This window comes from Sphingorhabdus buctiana, from assembly GCF_042680825.1.
GTDB lineage: Bacteria > Pseudomonadota > Alphaproteobacteria > Sphingomonadales > Sphingomonadaceae > Sphingorhabdus_B > Sphingorhabdus_B buctiana.
This window is the reverse complement of the sequence record NZ_JBHUEL010000007.1, coordinates 1-18,563: the sequence shown is the minus strand read 5'-3', so window position 1 is coordinate 18,563 and position 18,563 is coordinate 1. Positions and strand designations below refer to the sequence as shown.

The 18,563-nt window shown below is 57.0% G+C and carries 15 protein-coding genes; 10 read left to right on the top strand and 5 right to left on the bottom strand.

The window, feature by feature from the left end:
- Positions 1 to 21: 21 nt before the first annotated feature.
- The 3 genes from ACFSAG_RS07240 to ACFSAG_RS07230 all read right to left on the bottom strand — a co-directional run bounded on the left by ACFSAG_RS07240 (position 22) and on the right by ACFSAG_RS07230 (position 3,139).
- Positions 22 to 1,110: an LLM class flavin-dependent oxidoreductase gene (locus ACFSAG_RS07240; RefSeq protein ID WP_381512937.1), complete on the bottom strand. Its 1,089-nt coding sequence runs from the start codon at positions 1,108 to 1,110 to the stop codon at positions 22 to 24.
- A 26-nt stretch (positions 1,111 to 1,136) separates the two neighbouring features.
- Entirely contained in the window at positions 1,137 to 2,060 is a 924-nt protein-coding gene (locus ACFSAG_RS07235; protein WP_381512935.1) for an aldo/keto reductase, read from the bottom strand.
- A 74-nt stretch (positions 2,061 to 2,134) separates the two neighbouring features.
- The gene (locus tag ACFSAG_RS07230) at positions 2,135 to 3,139 is read right to left on the bottom strand and encodes a LacI family DNA-binding transcriptional regulator (RefSeq protein ID WP_374612039.1); all 1,005 of its coding nucleotides are present in this window, start codon (positions 3,137 to 3,139) and stop codon (positions 2,135 to 2,137) included.
- A gap of 117 nt (positions 3,140 to 3,256) precedes the next feature.
- On the opposite strand from ACFSAG_RS07230, the gene ACFSAG_RS07225 reads away from it, so the two are divergent.
- The 5 genes from ACFSAG_RS07225 to ACFSAG_RS07205 all read left to right on the top strand — a co-directional run bounded on the left by ACFSAG_RS07225 (position 3,257) and on the right by ACFSAG_RS07205 (position 10,181).
- Positions 3,257 to 4,345, top strand: a complete 1,089-nt coding sequence (locus tag ACFSAG_RS07225; protein ID WP_381512932.1) for a Gfo/Idh/MocA family protein — start codon at positions 3,257 to 3,259, stop codon at positions 4,343 to 4,345.
- A 34-nt stretch (positions 4,346 to 4,379) separates the two neighbouring features.
- A complete protein-coding gene (locus tag ACFSAG_RS07220; RefSeq protein ID WP_381512929.1) occupies positions 4,380 to 6,737 on the top strand; it encodes a TonB-dependent receptor in 2,358 nt (785 codons plus the stop codon).
- 113 nt (positions 6,738 to 6,850) lie between these two features.
- Entirely contained in the window at positions 6,851 to 8,074 is a 1,224-nt protein-coding gene (locus ACFSAG_RS07215) for an MFS transporter (protein WP_381512926.1), read from the top strand.
- 12 nt (positions 8,075 to 8,086) lie between these two features.
- Complete coding sequence (locus ACFSAG_RS07210; protein WP_381512923.1) at positions 8,087 to 9,205, top strand: YeiH family protein; 1,119 nt, start codon at positions 8,087 to 8,089, stop codon at positions 9,203 to 9,205.
- A 64-nt stretch (positions 9,206 to 9,269) separates the two neighbouring features.
- Complete coding sequence (locus tag ACFSAG_RS07205; RefSeq protein ID WP_381512920.1) at positions 9,270 to 10,181, top strand: glutathione S-transferase family protein; 912 nt, start codon at positions 9,270 to 9,272, stop codon at positions 10,179 to 10,181.
- A 714-nt stretch (positions 10,182 to 10,895) separates the two neighbouring features.
- On the opposite strand, the gene ACFSAG_RS07200 is transcribed toward ACFSAG_RS07205, so the two are convergent.
- Together ACFSAG_RS07200 and ACFSAG_RS07195 are read right to left on the bottom strand one after the other, a co-directional pair.
- Entirely contained in the window at positions 10,896 to 12,701 is a 1,806-nt protein-coding gene (locus ACFSAG_RS07200) for a hypothetical protein (protein WP_381512919.1), read from the bottom strand.
- Positions 12,702 to 13,250: 549 nt separating this feature from the next.
- Positions 13,251 to 14,081, bottom strand: a complete 831-nt coding sequence (locus ACFSAG_RS07195) for a response regulator (RefSeq protein WP_381512916.1) — start codon at positions 14,079 to 14,081, stop codon at positions 13,251 to 13,253.
- Between the two features lie 140 nt (positions 14,082 to 14,221).
- On the opposite strand from ACFSAG_RS07195, the gene ACFSAG_RS07190 reads away from it, so the two are divergent.
- The 5 genes from ACFSAG_RS07190 to ACFSAG_RS07170 all read left to right on the top strand — a co-directional run bounded on the left by ACFSAG_RS07190 (position 14,222) and on the right by ACFSAG_RS07170 (position 18,506).
- The gene (locus tag ACFSAG_RS07190) at positions 14,222 to 14,437 is read left to right on the top strand and encodes a hypothetical protein (protein WP_374612023.1); all 216 of its coding nucleotides are present in this window, start codon (positions 14,222 to 14,224) and stop codon (positions 14,435 to 14,437) included.
- Positions 14,438 to 14,474: 37 nt separating this feature from the next.
- Positions 14,475 to 15,020: a heme NO-binding domain-containing protein gene (locus ACFSAG_RS07185; protein WP_381512913.1), complete on the top strand. Its 546-nt coding sequence runs from the start codon at positions 14,475 to 14,477 to the stop codon at positions 15,018 to 15,020.
- Between the two features lie 3 nt (positions 15,021 to 15,023).
- Positions 15,024 to 16,598: an ATP-binding protein gene (locus ACFSAG_RS07180; protein ID WP_374612020.1), complete on the top strand. Its 1,575-nt coding sequence runs from the start codon at positions 15,024 to 15,026 to the stop codon at positions 16,596 to 16,598.
- Between the two features lie 98 nt (positions 16,599 to 16,696).
- A complete protein-coding gene (locus tag ACFSAG_RS07175) occupies positions 16,697 to 17,488 on the top strand; it encodes an enoyl-CoA hydratase/isomerase family protein (protein WP_381512909.1) in 792 nt (263 codons plus the stop codon).
- Between the two features lie 493 nt (positions 17,489 to 17,981).
- Positions 17,982 to 18,506 carry a ParB/Srx family N-terminal domain-containing protein gene (locus tag ACFSAG_RS07170; protein ID WP_381512906.1) on the top strand — a complete coding sequence of 175 codons (525 nt, stop codon included), beginning with the start codon at positions 17,982 to 17,984 and terminating at the stop codon, positions 18,504 to 18,506.
- Positions 18,507 to 18,563 lie beyond the last annotated feature (57 nt).

Sequence of the window (18,563 nt, the reverse complement as noted above, 5' to 3'; positions counted from 1 at the left end):
GCTGTCCCAATCTATCCCGGGCTAGAGCGCGAGCGGGCCATGTTCGATATGCGGTAAAACATAACGCGCGAACATGTCCGCTTCCTGCATGTGCGGATAGCCTGAGAGAATGAACGCCTCAATGCCTTCCGCCTGATAGGCGCGCAATTTCGCCAGTACTTGGTCAGGCGTGCCGACAATGGCCGCGCCGCAACCCGACCGTGCACGACCGATCCCTGTCCAAAGATTGTCTTCCACAAAACCGTCACCGCCAGCGGCACTGCGCAATTCCTGTTGGCGCTGCACCCCGTAATTCTTGGCATCGAGCGATTTCTCACGGATCGCCTTGCCGGCATCTTCATCGAGCTTCGAAAGCAGCCGGTCAGCATAGGCGCGCGCCTCTTCCTCGGTTTCGCGCACAATCACATGGACGCGATAGCCGAACTTCAGGCTGCGACCTTTGGCGGCGGCGCGCTGCTTCATGTCGGTGATGGTTTCACGCACCTTGTCCATAGTATCGGGCCACATAAGGTAGACATCGCAACCTTCTGCTGCACATTCGCGTGCTTCATTGCTGAGTCCGCCAAAATAGAAAGCGGGGCATTTGCCCGATAGTGTCGTGATGCGCGCGGGATCGAGTTGCAGATTGTAGAACTCTCCCTGAAAATCGAGATGCTCTCCGTTCAGCAACGTGCGCACGATCTTCATGATTTCCGTCGCGCGGCGATAACGGGGGCCGCTTTCGATCTTTTCGCCGGGCATGTCAGAAGAGATGATGTTGACATTCAGCCGTCCGCCCGTGCCTTCGGCATTGGGGCCGAGGATGCGGTCGAGCGTGGCGATGCGGCGTGCGAGCTGCGGCGGCCAGTCTTCGCCCATGCGCGTCGCCCAAAGCAGCTTCATCCGCTTTACCTGCGTGGCAACCGCTGCTGCAAAGGCAGTGGTATCAAGGCCGAGCTGGTATCCCGAGGGTAGCAGAATATTGTCAAATCCGCCTTCTTCAGCGCGGAGCACGATGTTGCGGCAATGCTCCCAGCTCGATTGCAGATAGGGATCGGGAACCCCCAGAAACTCATAATCATCGTCGCAAAGTGCCGAAAACCAGGCGATCTCGCATTGTTGGCCGCTCATAATCACTCTCCTTGTCGACCGGCGCCTCAGGGCAGCCTTTCTCCCCGTGCCGCAACGAGCACGGCATACCAATCCTGCCTCGACCAGCGGACTTTATAAGCTTCGGTAGCCTCGGCGATCCGCCCCGGCTGTTGCGACCCCACAATCGGGATGATGCCAGCAGGATGCGCCATCAGCCAGCTATAGGCAGCGACGGTGCGCGACACGCCTTGCGCGCCTGCAACCCGATCAAGTTCAACGGCAACCGCCTTATCGCGTTCGCTCTGCGGATTGGCGAGGCGACCGCCCCCAAGCGGTGACCAGCCGAGCGGCGTCAAGCCCAGCATCATTGCCTGGTCGAGTTCACCATTTTCGAAACAGGTGATGCGAAGCGGGCTGATTTCGGGCTGCGTCGACACCAGCTTGTTGTCCAGAAACTGGTTGAGCGCTGCGACTTGGTGAATGGTGAAATTGGACACACCAAGCGTTCGAACTTTTCCCGCCTTGACCGCATCGTCCAAAGTGCGTGCGACTTCCTGCGGGTGCGCAAGGATATCGGGGCGGTGAATCTGGTAAAGATCGATCGTATCGGTCCGCAGCCGCTTCAGCGAAGCATCGATTGCGGAAGCCAGATAGGCAGCGCTCTGGTCATAAGGCAGCGGCGGCATGATTCCGCCTTTGCTGGCGAGCACCATGCGTGCCCGCAGGGCGGGTTCGGCAGCCAGAACCTCACCCAGCAATGCCTCTGCATCACCAAAGCCGCCAGCCCCGTCAAAGCCGTAAATATCTGCTGTATCGAGGAAATTCATACCTGCATCGAGCGCGGCGTGAACCAGCTTTGCGGCATCAGCTGCGGTACGGCCATTTTCCGCCAGACGCCACATGCCCCAGGCAATGGTGCTGACTTCAATCTCGCTGTTGCCCAGTTTCCGCTTGGCTGCAGGCACCGGCAATGTCTCATTCGCGCTCATGGACGCTCTGTCTCCCCGATATGACAACGGTGTCTTATTGGACCTTGAAACGCCCCATCGTCAAGCCGGTAAAATTACGATTTGCGCAGGGGCGCCGTCGACCCGCGCACCATCAATTCGTGTTGCAAGCGTTGGTGGACGATCGCCGGGTCGGGGCAGAAGAGTTGGTCGGTGGCTGCATAAGCGAGCTCGCGCACCGGTTGCCGAACCGTGGTCAACGGCGGCCACACCAGTTGCGCCAATGGGGTATCGTCAAAGCCTGCCACCGACAGGTCGTGTGGAACATCAAGGCCAATTCGGTGGGCATAAGACAGCACGCCGGCCGCCATGTCATCATTGCTGGCGAAGATGGCACTGGGCTTTGCGGAAAGCTTCAACAGGGCCTCAGCCGCTTCCATTCCGCTTTCGAAATCGAAGGTGCCCGGGCGCACCAAACCAGGTTCATAGGCTATTCCAGCGCGGTCAAGCGCGCGGCGATATCCGAAATGGCGCTGGTCGCTCGCCATATGGTTGGGATGCCCGATAACAAAGCCGATCCGCCTATGCCCCTGGTTGATGAGGTGGGTCGTCATATCGTCGGCCGCCTGCACATCATCCATGAAAACCGAGCTTGTCAGCGCGTGATTGGTCCCTGGCGAGATGCGGACGAAGCGAATTCCGCGCCGTTCCAGTTCCTCGAGCGCAGCAGGTGCGTCGGTAACTGGCGAAGACAGGATCACCCCGTCGACATGGGTCTCGTCAATCAAGCCACCGATTTCCTGCGCCAATGTCGGTGATTCGACGTCGACTGGTTGTGCGAGCATCCGGACACCTTCTTCACGGCACCGATTCCAGACGCCTTCCTGCACCGCATGGATGTAATAAGGGCTGTGATTGTCATAGATCAGCGCGATCTGGAACGAGCGCGAACCCGCCAAAGTGCGCGCTGCGAGGCTGGGGCTGAAGTTGAGTGCAGCGACCGCTTCCTCCACCTTGCGGCGGGTTTCGTCGCTGACATATTTCTCTTTGTTGAGGACGCGCGACACCGTTTTGATCGAAACCCCGGCGATACGGGATACGTCTTTGATCGTCACGCGCATGGCATTTGGGTAACAGTCGAGCCGAAATCTGCAAGCATCGAATCTGCCCTCTTGCCAAGCCGGAGATATTTTGTGACAAGGCTGTCATAGACACCGTTGTCAGACGGGAGAGGACATTTGACGAATACGGTTCGCTACGGCCTTGTCGGTTCCGGCATGATGGGGGTCGAGCATATCCATAATCTCGCAATCACGCCCGGCGCGGTGGTGACGGCGCTCGCCGATCCTACCGAAAGCTCACTTGGCTGGGCCAAAAACGCCTTGGGGGCGGATGCAGATGGCGTGCAGACTTTTTCCACCTCCGCAGAACTAGCGGCATCCGGTCTGTGCGATGCCGTGATCGTCGCCAGCCCCAACTACACCCACCGCGAAGTATTGGTCCCGCTTTTCGACGCAGGCCTCCATATCCTGTGCGAGAAACCCCTCGCGACGAAAATCGACGACGCACGCTGGATAGTCGAGCGCGCAGCGCAATCAGCGGGCATTTTCTGGACGGCGATGGAATATCGCTACATGCCGCCCGCGGCCGAGTTCATCCGCCAGGTGCATGACGGCCGCACCGGCAAGCTGCAGATGCTTTCGATCCGTGAGCATCGCTTCCCCTTCCTGCCCAAGGTTGGCGACTGGAACCGCTTTTCGGAAAACACTGGCGGTACGATGGTCGAGAAATGCTGCCACTTCTTTGATCTGATGCGGTTGATTACCCAATCCGAAGCCGTCCGCGTCTATTGCTCAGGCGCCATGGATGTGAACCATCTTGATGAAAGCTATGACGGCCGCCGTCCGGATATCATCGACAACAGCTACACCACGGTCGATTTTGCCAATGGCGTGCGCGCCATGCTTGACCTTTCGATGTTTGCTGATGGCGCCGAGAACCAGGAAGAAATCACGGCCGTGGGTGACAAGGCCCGGCTCGACTGCCTGATCCCTGAAGGCAGCCTTGTCTATTCGCCGCGCGTCGGTTTCCGCCAGCCCAAGGCTGTCGAGCGCAGCCATGTCGCTGTGGACGAAACCGTGCTCAAGGCGGGGAGCCATCATGGCTCAACCTATTATGAGCACCAGAAATTCTTTGCTGCTGTGTGCGGCGAAGGCCCAGTAGAAGTGTCAGCGCAGGACGGACTGATGGCTGTTGCCATCGGGACCGCCGCCGAAATCAGTGCGCGCGAAAAGCGCGTCGTAGAGATGAGTGAATTGGGATTTTAACGCCCGGGGACAGGGCGAAGTAGGAGGACTAGTCATGAAGAAATATTTGCTGGCAGGAAGTGCACTCGCGCTGATCGCTACATCAGCCCCTGCATTTGCACAGGACGCTGCAGATGAAGGCGGCGTCGGTGCCGAAATCATCGTCACCGCACAGAAGCGCGAGGAAAATCTGCAGGATGTGCCACTTGCGGTATCGGTAATCGGCGGCGAAGCGATCGCGAACAGCGGCGCAGTAACGCTCGAAAATGCCCAGTATCTGGTTCCCAGTCTTAACTTCCGCAAATCGGGAACGACTTTGAACCAAGCGCTCTTCCTGCGCGGCGTTGGCACAATCAACTTCTCGATCGCAGCCGAACCTTCGGTCGCCGCGGTTCTCGATGGCGTGGTACTGAGCCGCGCCGGCGAAGGTTTCACCGATCTTGCCGATGTCGAGCGTATTGAAGTGCTGCGTGGTCCGCAGGGTACATTGTTTGGCAAGAACGCCTCGGCAGGCGTTGTTTCAATCGTGACCAAGCGGCCATCCGACTCCCTTGAGGGCTCGGTCGAAGCCTCATACTTCACCAAAGAAGAATATCGCGGTCGGGCAACGATCAACCTGCCGTTAGGCGAAAACATCCGTTCGCGCTTCACTGGTTATTACAGCGAATATGATGGTAACATCCGGAATATTACGCTGGATCGCAAGGTGAACGGTTACAAGCACTACGGCTTCCGTGGCGCAATCGAGGCCGATCTCGGCGACACCGTAACGCTGCTGTTGCGGGGTGATTGGCGCAAGGCCAAGGATGATTGCTGCGCGGAAATCATCGGCACGACGCCGACCAATGCCGCAGCTACTGCTCTGGCCGCTACCGGCATCGACGGCGATCGCACTCGCCGTATCGCACAGAATCTAGTGACGGCAACGAACGAGGAAAGCTGGGGCATCTCGTTGCAAGCTGATATCGAGCTCGGGGAGCATGTGCTTACCTCGATCACCAGCTATCGCGGCTGGGACAACCAGGAAATTCGCGATGGCGACTGGCTCGACAGGCCTTATGTCGGCTTGAACCAGTTGCATGACGATGGCCCGCAAACCTCAAACACCTTCTCGCAGGAATTGCGCATCGCGTCGCCAACCGGCAATTTCCTCGAATATGTGCTTGGTGCCTATTACTCCAAGGCTGACTCGGATCGTACCTTTGCGCGTTCGGTAATCACCTGCTCGGCATCGACCCTTCCGGCAGTAGCACCGGGCCTGACGCCTTGTTCGACTGCCCCCGGCGTTTCGACCATTACAACGCCTTACGGCATCGCTGACTTCGGATCGGTGTTCAAGAATTTCGCCGTTTTCGGGCAAGCGACATTGAATCTGTCCGACGACATCCGTTTCATCGGCGGACTGCGCTGGACGCAGGACAAGCTCAACATCTACCACATTCGCCGCACCACACTTGCTGGCCCGGGCGTTGGCGGCAGCTTTGACTCAGGCGTCTACAACAACGGCGCCCTTGTTCCGCCTCCGGGCACAGGTTTCCTGGCTGGCGCGCCAAACGGGATTCCATTCACGGCCAATACCAAGAACGACAATGTATCGGGCAAGGCCGCAGTGCAGGTTGACCTGTCAGACAACAATATGGCCTATTTGAGCTACACACGTGGCTATAAGGGCCCGGCCTACAATGTGTTCTACAACATGGCGACGGTGCACACCAACGTCATCGAACCTGAAACCGTCAATGCGTTCGAAGCGGGCTTGAAGAATAGCTTCCTTGATGGCGCTTTAATCGTCAATCTGGCTGCCTATTACGCCAAGTATAAGAACTATCAGGCAAACAGCCCGGACTTCGTCAACGGCGTTCGCACCACCCGACTGATCAACGCCGGAACCGTTTCGACACAGGGCTTTGAACTCGAACTGGTTGCAAATCCTGCGAGCAATTTTTCTGTCAACGCCGGTCTTGCTTATAACAAGGCGCGGGTTGAGGAATTCAAGCTGCCCCCGGGTGCCGATGCATCGCAGCTGATCCCCAAGGGAACTCCGCTGGCCAATGCGCCCGAATGGAAGTTCGCTACCGGCTTTGATTGGAACATCGAAACCGGCGGATTTGCCAATATCGAAGTCAATGGACAGCTGTCGATGCAATCTGACCAAATCTATGAATTGTCGCCGAGTGCAGCAGTTCGCCGCGGTTCGACTGTTGACGGATATGCCATAGTGGACCTGTCCGCCGCACTGGTGGATCCGAACGATGGCTGGCGGGTCGCTTTCCAGGTCAAGAACCTGTTCGACACGAGCTTTGCCTCATCGATCGTATCGGGTGGCCCTGGCGGCTCGTTCCGTTACATCATTCCGCGCGAAGCGGATCGTTACTTCGGCATAACTGCGCGCATCAATTTCGGCGCGAACTGAGGCCGATAGGGTCGCAACCAATCAAATGGGCCGGGCAGCAATTCCCGGCCCATATTGCTTTCAGGCCTGAAAAATAGCTGTAAACAGGCAGGCACATTCGGGGAGGCGTGGGCATGAAAGTCATTACACCGCAATTGCGCTGGACGCTTTTCGGACTGCTTTGCGTCGCCGGCATTTTCAACGCGATGGACCGGCCCGTCATCGCGATTTTAAAACCTGATATGTCCGCCGATTTTGGCTGGACCGATGAGGATTTCGGCAACCTCGCCTTTGTCACCCAAATGGCTGCGGCATTCTCCTTCCTGTTCACGGGTTGGCTGGTCGACAGGCTTGGGGTCTGGCGCTCGATGATCGCGGGTGTATCGACATGGAGCCTTGCGGCGATGGCACATGGCTGGGCGGTCGCTGCGTGGCAGGTGGTTGGCGCACGTATCGGGCTCGGCGCGACCGAAGCGGTGCAGACGCCGCTGACAATCAAGACAGTCGCTACGCTTTTCCCGCCTGATAAGCGCAGTTTTGCCTTTGGGGTGGGGACGGCGATTGCCGGACTGGGCACGATCAGCATGCCCTTTTTCATTCCGATCCTTGCAGCCGAAATGGGCTGGCGTGGTGCGCTGGTTTTTGGCGGGGTGGCGGGTTTTGTGACGCTCGCGCTGTGGCTGTGGTTCGCCCGCGGCATCAGCTTTGATGATGGCGCAGAAGACGGGCAGCGCGATTTTTCCGACGATGGCGCGCCCTATGGACCAATTCTGAAGGAACGCCGCACCTGGGCAATCGTGATCGCCAAGGCCATCTCTGACTCGACCTGGTGGCTGATGGGATTCTGGCTGGCCGATTTCTATCGCAAAACCTTCAACCTCTCCACGCAAGAACTTGCCGTACCATTGGCAATCGCCTTTCTCGGCTCGGGCGCGGGTGCGTTGTTTGCCGGCTGGATTTCAACCCGGCTGCTCGAAAGCGGTTGGAGCGTGAACCGTGTGCGCAAAACAGTGATGCTGGTCTCTGCACTGATCGTCACGCCCCTGCCCTTCGTATTGCAGCTCAACAGCTTTTGGCCGGTCGCAGTCATGATGGGCGTGGTGATGGCTGGGCATCAAGGTTTCTCCCTGTCGATCTTCTCGACGATCACCGATGTCGTGCCGCGCACCAAGGTGGGGCGGGTGACCGCCTTTGGTGCTTTCATGGGGAATATCGGCGGCGCGCTTATCCAGCCGGTTACAGGGGCCATTTTGACAGCCGGTCTGGGCTTCATGCCGCTGTTCATTTTCGCTGCAATGTCTTACCCGCTCGCTCTCGCTTGGCTGCATTTGCTGTTGCCCGAGATTAAACGACACTGATTGCGGATCGCGATGACCGAACCTTCCTCGATCGACCTTGATACGTCACCCAAAGCGCGGCCCGCTTGGGAAGCCATACCTTATGGTGGTGATCTTTTCGGCGAGATGCACCTTGCCGAACATCACGCGCAGGCGAATGCAGAGCGTGAAAAGGACAGCCTTTTTCCCGGCCTCGCTATCTGCGGCGTCGCCTCCGCAGCGGCGGCATGGCTGTCGGAACATTATCATTTCCCGATCATCCTGCTGGGTCTGCTGGTCGGCCTATCGCTGAGCTTTATCGCGCGTGACACACGCACCCACAAAGGCCTCGACTTTGCTTCGCGCACTTGCCTGCGCTGGGGCATCGTCATCCTCGGCCTGCAAGTGACCTTCATGCAGATCGGGGCCTTGGGGGCTGTGCCTTTTCTGGCGCTTGCAATTGTCATGGGGCTGACGCTGTTCGCAGGAATCGCTGCGGCTCGAGTGGCAGGGCAATCAAGCTATGCCGGTCTGCTGGCGGGCGGGGCGACAGCGATTTGCGGGGCCAGCGCGGCCCTCGCGCTCTATGGCGTGATCGGCAAGGACCGGCTGTCGCAGGCGCAGTTCGCCTTGACGCTGGTCGGCATTTCGATTGCCAGTGCGTTGGCCATGTCGGTTTATCCGATCCTTGCAGGCTATTTCGCATTGAGCGACCAGCAAGCGGGCTTCCTAATCGGGGCATCGATCCACGATGTCGCGCAAGCGATTGGCGGCGGCTATGCCTATTCCGATGAGGCGGGAAGCTATGCGACCATCGTCAAGCTTGCCCGCGTCGCGCTGCTGGCGCCCGTTGTCGCACTGGTGACCCTCGCGATCGGTTCTGCTGGTGCCGAACCCGGGCAAGCCAAATGGCGGCGTCTGGCACTACCCTGGTTCATCACCGCCTTCCTTGCAACCGTTGCCTTGAACTCGCTCGTCCAAATGCCGCCCTTGGTTGCCGACTATGCACTGTCAGCCTCGAAGGGCCTGCTCCTGCTGGCGGTGACAGCCACCGCGATGCGCAGCCGGATGGACCTGTTGCTCGACATGGGGTGGCGGGCAACCTTGCCGGTGTTGAGCGCGACGATCGTCAGCTTCCTGTGCGCCCTGTTCTTTGTGCTGATGTTCCTCTGACGTTGACTAACCCGGCAAAGCCTTTCACCTCTCAACTACGTCCTCAACAGCGATAGGCTCATCCATGTCCGGCATCATCCTGCACCAATATGACAGCTCCCCCTTTTCGGAGAAGGTGCGTGTGTGCCTAGGCATCAAGGGATTGGAATGGCAGGCCTGCGACCAGCCGGTAATCATGCCCAAACCGGATTTGACGCCGCTGACTGGGGGGTATCGCCGAATCCCTGTACTGCAGATCGGGGCAGATATTTACTGCGACAGCGCGTTGATCGTTCGCGAGATTGATCGTCGCTTCCCCGAAATTTCGCTTTTCCCCACGGGCAATCGCGGCATGGCGAATGTCACCGAATTGTGGGCGGACCGGACGCTGTTCCAATCGGCGGTAATGGCAATATTCGGAACGCTGGGCGAGAATGTCGATCCGGCATTCATCAAGGACCGGGAGGCTTTGAGCGGACAGCCGTTCAACGTGCAGGCGATGAAAGCGCTCGTCCCCTTCACGATAACGCAGATCAAGGCGCAGGCCGCTCTGCTGGCCGAGCAACTCGCCAATGGGCAACCCTTCCTCGAAGGCGACAAGCCCGGCCTCGCCGATGCGGCCGCTTATTATAATTTCTGGTTCATTCGTACTTTTAGCCCCGGGTTGGTCGACCGGTTCGACGACCTGCCCCAGCTTGACGCCTGGTATGATCGGGTGAAGGCGATTGGCCATGGCAAGCGATCGGAAACCAGCGCCGCCGATGCGCTGACCGTCGCCAAAGCGAGCACCCCGGCGGCGACCAGCATCCTGCCCTCGGACAGCGCCTTGGGCGGCAAGAAAGTTGCCGTCGCCGCTGCCGATTATGGGCGCGATCCGATTATCGGGATATTGGCGGGTTCTACCCACACATCGCTTACAATCGAACGCGAAGATGCATCACTGGGCACCATCAAGGTGCATGTTCCGCGATTAGGCTATTCACTCGCTTCCGTTTGACGGCGGGCCGCTGCGCACCTTGTTCGGTTTTCTCCAAGGCTGCCAGAAGGTGCTGCAGGCCGGTGCTGCGACAAACATTCGGAAGAAGGTTGTCGAACTCTGCACCAGCCGCCGGGGTAGTAGTCTGGCGACTGGTGCAGATTGGAAATGCAATCCCCGGGCAGATAAACCAACAGGAACAGTACTGTCGGGTAACTGGATATCGCATTTCCTCCAGCATCTAATGGCAACATTCCAGCGAGCGACCAGTTTCATGCCGCATTCAATCGATTGCAGCTAGATATAGTAGCTGCCGATAATCAACTACCCATATGTGCTACTGAGCACAGGGATTCGGGTTAATACCGTTAAGCGATGTTACGCAGTTAAAATGGGATCCGCCGACCAAAAGGCTGCAACTGGATTCGGAAAGGTTAAAGCTCTGCGTCGGCGCTGCAGGGCAGACATGCGCGCCGACGCAGAGTGTGGAAACGAGATGTTATCCGCATGGCATGACGCAAGGACCAGTTGCGGCACCCATTTGAAGCGGCTCGCTTCGATAAGTCGGTTTTAGGCCATGAACACCAGCCAAAGGAGTGTTACACCGTTTTACCAGTCCGCATCACAAGATGTTGTGGCGTTAAGGAATGCCGCCCCATATTTTGTGGAATCAGCAGCAATTGGTTAACAGCAATTAACCAAAGTATCGTGAGCAAATTGCCCATTTCACGGTGCTCAAGCGATAACGCCGCGATCCTGCAGCAATTCTATCACCAGTTTCCGAGTGTTGATCGAATTAATTGTGCCTTGCAGCAACTCATCCGGGGTCGCTCCACGCATTTTGCGCAACGCAACATAAGCGGCCCAATGGCGTTTACTGGCAGGTATGTCGTTGAAGTAAGCTGCGATCAGCGCTTCACTTAGCTGTACCGCCGGATCTGTTTCTCCAGCCGCTCCGCTTGGCGCCGCGCCGATCGAAACCAAAATGTCCTTGCGATCATGGCGTAGGGCAAGAATCACCACCGAAAGCCGCAAGGTGCTATCGCCAGGCTCCATCGTGGCAAAAGCTCTCTCTATAAAGCGCTCTGCATCGGTATAGCCGCAGTCCTCAATATAGCTGGCCAGACCCATAAGAATTCCCTGGCCATAACCATTTAACTGGAGAGTGCGGGCTGCATAAGAGTTGCCCACTTCGCATTGCTGCTGGACATATTTGAGCAACGCCATCGCATAATATCCCATTGCTTCCGAAGGATCGGTCTCGATGGCCTGCTGTGCAAGATTTTCCCCTTTGATCAATGCCTGCCCACGTTCGGTCGGGGAGCTCGAGGTTATAGTCGCCAAGGCCTGTACGGAAAGGCGTACTGCTTCAAGCCGGCGTTGCTTCAACGGCTCGCTGATGCATTGCCGCACTTCATCGGATTGGGGGAAGGTTTTTCCAGACAGCGTGCGGAAGGCTCCTAACAGGCAGCTATAATCATCGAGCTTGCGACCTTCGGCCTTTTCAAATTCACGCCGGCCAATGACGCCCAAGGGCCCAGCCATTTTCGAAAGTGCCAAGGCCAGTTGATCGCGCACGTCCTTTGTTTCGTCGATCGGGAAATTGCGCGACCAGATAGTCAGCTCTTCGGCTTCATCGGTGACCAAAATCTGGAGCGTGCGGCTGTTATTCCGGTTCTGGCTCAGCGCTGCAGAAACGGTATAACTACCCATGACCGCTTCTTCATGGTGATCGCCATGAACTTCTAGCGTGTTGAACGCCCACGACCTCGAAAAGCCATCGATCATCGCATGCCGGATTTCCATGGCGAGGTCGATCGATTGGGAGTCGCTGGGGGCTTCAACCTCGGCAACCAGCAAGGTCGGCGCCTCGTCACGCGCTCTTCCGGCCAGTTCCGGTTTCCACATCGTTACATAGAGCAAAACCGCGGTTGCGGCGATGCCCACAAGGACGGCAAGGAGCAACAACCAAAGGCCGCGCCCTGATCCGCTGGTTTCCGCAGACGTTGATGGTGCGGCGATTGAAGCCTCCCCCGCAACAGGAATAACATTGTCCTCAGGATAGGTCGGTGACACTGAACGCGGGGCGACAGCGGCTGAGCCATCCGCATTCTGGAACGAAGGTGCCAGCCGGCGCCGCGCGTCGCGTACCACGATATCAGGATAAGCGATGGAAAATTTTGCCAGCCTTACCCGATAGCTTCCGGGCAGGATGTAGATGCACATTTCATTGCGCGGTTCGTAGCGGGCATAGAATGAACCAAGAAAGTTTCGCAGGCGCATGACCTGTACCCGGGGGTAGCTATCGGCCTGCGCGTCAAAGTCAGGATCGCGCCCCAGCCCCTCAACTGCAACCGTATAACTTTTCAGCGCCTCGCCTTCGCCGCGCAACGTTGCACCGACCAGGTAGGCGAGCAGTTGGGACAGCTTTGGCGATTTCCGGAATGTCTCGCTTGCGAGCAAATATTCCATTTCCTCGCGCAACGCGGTGTCAAAACTGCGTTCGCTTGCCTCAGGGACCACGATCAGTGTCCCGTCCATGTGCGTGTCAGGTTCCAAGACCATAACGACACGCATTCAATCGCGCGTGAATATTCGCCCCCATGACAACGTGCCCCTTTCCCTCTCTCTGCAGAAATGGCCGTAACGTCAGTTATATGTGTGTTTACAGGTGTAACATCCCCCATACAACAGTAATTTATGGAAAATCGATTGCGTGAACCAACCGACTGTTTGCAATCAGAGATTAGGTCCGTGAATGCAGGATACCCCGTTACATGAAGTTTCAACGGGGCGTAGCGATACTGGTAACATGGTGATGCGGGCGCGGTTCCACCTGAATGTGTATCGTACGTTCCAGGCAAAAGTTTTTCTCCCGAGTGGCACGAAAAGCCCGGCGCCGCCTGACGGCAGCAACCGGGACTTTTGGTTCCAATTTTCCAAACCCGGTAAGTTTGGTTGCGACCCGAGGTGCTGTCATTTTTTCCCCGAGATGGGGCCAATTAGCGAGTAACCGCCGCCCAAGGCATAGTTATCGCCACCGATGCGGCGGCATATATTTTCGTTTTGGCTGCAATAATGGCAGAAATATCAGCAGGCGTGGATTTTCCAGCTGGTTTCGAGATACTTCTTCATCAGCTCGCTGGCTTCAGGAGCGAGCTCCAGCATCTTGCGCCGCTTGTCGCTTGGGTCGGTCCAACGCTTGACAAGGCCCGCCTCAACCAGGCTGTTCACATGGCGCAATGCAGTGCTGAGGGGCACTTGCGTTGAAGCGCAGACGCTCGAAGCAGCGACCGGCGTTCCGCGAAAATTGGCCTCGGCAAGGTCGAGCAGAATATCCCAGGAAGGCCCGGAAAATACATCCGGATCGAAAAATTTGGCGCGGTTCTGCTGGTGCTTCAACAGCCGCCCGACAAAGGCCTGCAGCTCGGATGATGATGGCACCGCAGGTTGCTCTTCATCGACTGCTTCTTCATCATTCGCCGGATTCTTGGCCAGTTCGACAATCTGAAACTTTGTCGCCAACGCCGCCAGATTGGCGGATGCGCGCCGCAAAGCGGCAGCCAGCGTTTCAGCCGAAACCGGCTTTGACAGGAAGTCAACGGCGTGCGACCGCATCGCAAGCGTTGCGGCCTCCAGCGTCGGCACGGCCGTCAGCACCAGCGCCACAATCGGGCGCTGCGGCATGAAACGCAGTGACAATTCTTCCAAGAAGGTCAGGCCATCCATCCCCGGCATGTTGAGATCGGTCAGGACAATGCCGATGCTGGGGTCTTCCGCGATGATTTTCAGTGCGCCAAGCGCATCGGACGCCGTTTTGACTTCATAGCCAAGATTAGCCAGCGTCTCGCCGCATTCGTCGAGACATGCAAGGTCGTCTTCCACCAGCAACACGGCATTTGTATAGTCGTTGCCCCGCATAAGTCCCCTGTTGTGAGTGCCCCCTGGCAATCGCAGCGATAGTGAATGTAACTCGTCTGAACGTTTGCTACATTCGTTTACATATATTATTCTGTATCAATCCGTCAAATGGCGGTGGATGACTTTGACACCGGGTAACCATGGATAATTTGGAAAATGGCGGAAGCAAGCTGCACCAGCTTATGCAACCACTTAACATCATTAGACTAAGCTGCGGCAATATACGTGTTCGCATTGCCAAGGCACTGGATGAGGGTGACGCCGAATATCTTAACGCCAAACTGGATCGAATCGAGGAGCAGGTGACGCGCCTCAATCAACTGTTGCAGGACCAAAAAACTGAACTTACCGAATAACTGTCAAAAATGAAAAAGTGTGTGGGGGGAGGGAATCATGTATGGCATGATTCATAAAGGTGTTCGCCAGATGGTTATCGACCAACTGGGGGGCGAAGCTTGGCAAGCTACTGAGCGAAAGCTGGGTATCGGGCCAACCGAACTGGTTACTGGCATGGTGTACGAAGACTCGCTCACCATCGAAATCATCGCGGAAGCTGCCGCGCGTCTCAATCTCGACATGGAAGACTGTCTCGTCGAATTCGGGCGCTACTGGATCAAATTCGCCGAGCGTGGATCCTTTGGTTCATTCATGGACTTTACCGGGCAGGACTTTCCCAGCTTCATTGCCAATCTTGACCGCATGCACCTCGCCGTGGCGACAGCCATGCCCAAGGCACAGGTTCCTTCCTTCTCGCTGATCAAGAACAGTCCGGGGCGGATGGAAGTCGAGTATCGCTCGGATCGCGCCGGACTCGAAAAATTCGTAATCGGCCTGTTCCAAGGGTTGCTGGATCGTTTCCAACGGCAGGGAACGGTGAACATTATCGGGGTAACGAACCAGGCAACGATGTTCGAAATCCTGCACGACCATAAGGATTGAGCGGTGGCCGTCACAATCGATAGAGAGCTGCTCGATCACCTGTTCCCGGCCAATCTTTTTCTGGACGAGCATCTCAAATTCTCGTCCATCAGCTCATCCCTGCGCAAACATTTTCCAGACATCGAAGTCGGATCACCACTATTCCATCATTTCGACCTGCCCGGAGGGAATGACTGGGCCTATTTCCACGCGCATGACGACAGGCTCAAGATCGTCCACCTGACATCCAAATGCACCAACTACAAATTGGCGGGGGCGATCGTCCCGCAGGATGGCGGCTATTTCCTGGCGTTGCACCATGTGCCGACCGAAAAGGCATTCAAGGAAAACCGTTTCCAGATCAGCGAGTTTCCACCTGGTGATCCGCGCGTCCAGGGACTGATGCTGATCAACTTGCAGCGCGCCTTGATCGAGGAATCGCAGGATACCGCGATCGAACTCGCCTACGAGCGCCAGCGCAGTGTCGAATTGCTCGATCGCATCAGCCGCATCGCGGGCTATATGGCGCACGATTTCAACAATTTCCTCTCGATCATAAAGCTGAATTGCGACCGCCTGTCGCGTGAGATCGGGCATGATGAGCGTATGGAGCGGCTTGTTTCCATCATCCGTGAAACTGCCGCACGCGGATCGAGCATTACCAGTTCACTGATGAAGCTGTCGCATCAACGCACCGATACGCTGATGCCGATGGCGATCGACAAGCTGATCGAAGACAATACTGCGTTCCTGCGCACCGTTGTCGGATCGAATGTCACCCTGACGGTCAATCTGGGCGGCGGCGAAGCCCAGTCGGTGATCAGCCATGTGCGATTGCTGAACTGCCTGACCAACCTGCTGATCAACTCGCGCGACGCGATGCCCAATGGCGGCGAAATCACCATCACAACCGAACGGCGGATAGCGGCCCTTGATGGCGGGAAGAATGATCCATCGACGCCCTTGCGCGAGTATCTGGTGGTCGAAGTCGCCGATACCGGAAAAGGGATGACCGAGGCGGTATTGTCGCGGGCATTTGAACCGCTGTTCTCGACAAAGTCGAACGGCACTGGTTTCGGGCTTGCCTCGGCGCTCGAATTCGCGCGCGAAATGGGCGGCGACGCCAGCCTAGAATCCGCACCCGGCAAGGGCGCGCGGGTCTATATGTATTTTCCGACCGTCGGGCAGAATGTTTCCCGCGCCGAAATGTCAGCAGCGAATTTCGACACCGGCATGGGCCATGAAAAGATCCGGATCCTGCTGGTCGAGGATGAGCCCTATGCGCTTGAGGCATTGATGGAGATGCTCGAGGCGGAAGGCTATGAAGTGACGCCTTGCGAAACCGGTGAAGCCGCGTTGCAGGCAAATGAACGCGAACGCTATGACGTGCTGCTTACCGATATCGTGATGCCCGGGCAGCGCGGCACCGAACTGGCACGTCTCGCCTGTGCCCAGCAACCGCAGCTGTCGGTGATATTGATGAGCGGATATGTCCCCGATCCTTCAGATATCAAGCCCGGCTGGCTGTTCATCCGCAAACCGATGGACACAACTGAACTGCTTGGCCTGATCAAAGCTGCAACGCCGATCGCGGCCTGATCGTCAGAATCCGCTGGACATGCTCGCACGGCCCGCGAACAAATGCTGTTGCATCGTCGCGGTTCCAACGCCACGCTGCGCAAAACGGGAGAGGATGAATGAGCCAGGACGTCACCTATGACGTATCGGAAGGCGTTGCGACGCTGACCTTGAACCGCCCTGAGCGGATGAACACCATTTCAGGTCCAATGCTCGACGAATTGACCAGCCTGCTGGTCAAGGCCGGCGAGGATCGCGAGGTCCGCGCTATCGTCCTGACCGGTACGGGGCGTGCATTCTGTGCAGGGCTTGATCTCAATTCGGCGCAGAAAGGGGAAGGCATCGGGTCATCCTCCGCTTCGTTCAGTGCGACGATCGACCTGCGCAATACACCGCCAACGGTGCTGCACGCATTGGACAAGCCGGTCATCGCTGCGCTCAACGGTTCTGCCGCCGGCTATGGGATGGATCTCGCCCTTGGTTGCGACATTCGCGTTATGGCAGCCGATGCAAAGCTTGCTGCTGCATTTGTGAAACGCGGGGTGTTGCCTGAATCCGGGGGAACATGGTTCCTGCCGCGCATGATCGGCTGGGCCAAGGCCGCAGAGATCATCTTTACCGGACGCACGCTATCGGCGGACGACTGCCTGAAGGAAAGACTGGTCAACGAAGTCGTTCCTGCCGACCAGGTCGGCGCCCGCGCCCGTGAACTGGCGCTGGAGATTGCCAGCAACGCGCCCTTGGCTGTGCAAGGCGCCAAACGGTTGATGCGCATGGGGCTTGACGAGACGTTCGACACCCATGTGCAGCATGTTTACCTCCAACTGCTCCCGCTTTTCCAAAGCGCGGACTTCAGGGAGGGGATGGCAAGCTTCCTCGAAAAACGTCAGGCGAATTTCACCGGCAAATAGCGGCTGGAAAAGTTGCTGCTTCACTTTTCGAGGGTTCAGTCAGGGACTGTCTGGTGCGGGGCGTAGTCCGAAGCGAACCGGTCTCACGTTCAAATTCCCGGTTAGCGGGAAAAATAGCGGGAATTTTCGAAAAAATACGGGAATTTGCCGAATTGATTGATTCGACTGCTGTGCGAGAGCGGTCGGAATACATTCGGCCATCTTCGGTAGCTGTGGCGGATTTTGAACCGGGCGGTAAACCGCACTAAATTAATAACGGCGTCCGCCCGGGAATAAACTTCACGACCATAACCAATGCTTCGAAAGCGTTTAAGTTCAAGTCATTAGTTCAATGGTTTTCGCTGGTAGCAAAATACTTTCGACTTCCCGTTCCTCGAAAATTTCGCTGACAGCAAATATTTGAATTGTATGTATAATTATTGAAATCACGATCTCTTTGTTCTATTAATGTTCAAAGCAGTTGCTTGGGCTTAATTGTCGAGGAGAAGACGTCATGCGCAATCATGCGCACAAGATTGCCAACCGTCCGATTTCGGAGCTGAAGGCATTTCCCGGAAATGCGCGGACCCATTCCAAGAAGCAGATCCAGCAGATCGCGCGGAGTATAAAACAGTTCGGGTTCAACAACCCGGTGCTCGTTGGAGACGACGATACCATTATCGCTGGCCATGGCAGGGTGGCTGCAGCCGAGCTCGTGGGCATGGCTGAAGTTCCAACTATCAAACTGTCACATCTGAACGCTGCTGAACGGCGAGCCTACGTCCTTGCAGATAACAAGCTGGCGCAAAATGCAGGATGGGATAGCGAGGTGCTGGCGCTCGAAATGCAATCGCTGATCGACCTGGATTTCGATCTTTCACTGACGGGATTTGAAACGGTCGAGATAGATCAGGTGCTGGATGATTGGGCTGCATCCTCGTCGCTCGAGGAGGAGCAGTCCGAGGATCAAATCCCCGAACTTGCAGAGCAGGTTGTCACTCAGCCCGGCGATATGTGGCAGCTTGGTCTGGACTTGTAACGGTTTTGCGCCGGTCACCTGAGCGTTTAGAGCTCGCAATAGGAGACCGAAGAGATG

Bases quoted from the DNA above. Each gene is read 5' to 3' on its own strand.
- ACFSAG_RS07200 (WP_381512919.1), bottom strand. From the start codon at position 12,701: ATGGACGGGACACTGATCGTGGTCCCTGAGGCAAGCGAACGCAGTTTT.
- ACFSAG_RS07220 (WP_381512929.1), top strand. From the start codon at position 4,380: ATGAAGAAATATTTGCTGGCAGGAAGTGCACTCGCGCTGATCGCTACA.
- ACFSAG_RS07210 (WP_381512923.1), top strand. From the start codon at position 8,087: ATGACCGAACCTTCCTCGATCGACCTTGATACGTCACCCAAAGCGCGG.
- ACFSAG_RS07190 (WP_374612023.1), top strand. From the start codon at position 14,222: ATGGATAATTTGGAAAATGGCGGAAGCAAGCTGCACCAGCTTATGCAA.
- ACFSAG_RS07170 (WP_381512906.1), top strand. From the start codon at position 17,982: ATGCGCAATCATGCGCACAAGATTGCCAACCGTCCGATTTCGGAGCTG.
- ACFSAG_RS07235 (WP_381512935.1), bottom strand. From the start codon at position 2,060: ATGAGCGCGAATGAGACATTGCCGGTGCCTGCAGCCAAGCGGAAACTG.
- ACFSAG_RS07175 (WP_381512909.1), top strand. From the start codon at position 16,697: ATGAGCCAGGACGTCACCTATGACGTATCGGAAGGCGTTGCGACGCTG.
- ACFSAG_RS07205 (WP_381512920.1), top strand. From the start codon at position 9,270: ATGTCCGGCATCATCCTGCACCAATATGACAGCTCCCCCTTTTCGGAG.
- ACFSAG_RS07230 (WP_374612039.1), bottom strand. From the start codon at position 3,139: ATGCGCGTGACGATCAAAGACGTATCCCGTATCGCCGGGGTTTCGATC.
- ACFSAG_RS07195 (WP_381512916.1), bottom strand. From the start codon at position 14,081: ATGCGGGGCAACGACTATACAAATGCCGTGTTGCTGGTGGAAGACGAC.
- ACFSAG_RS07185 (WP_381512913.1), top strand. From the start codon at position 14,475: ATGTATGGCATGATTCATAAAGGTGTTCGCCAGATGGTTATCGACCAA.
- ACFSAG_RS07215 (WP_381512926.1), top strand. From the start codon at position 6,851: ATGAAAGTCATTACACCGCAATTGCGCTGGACGCTTTTCGGACTGCTT.
- ACFSAG_RS07240 (WP_381512937.1), bottom strand. From the start codon at position 1,110: ATGAGCGGCCAACAATGCGAGATCGCCTGGTTTTCGGCACTTTGCGAC.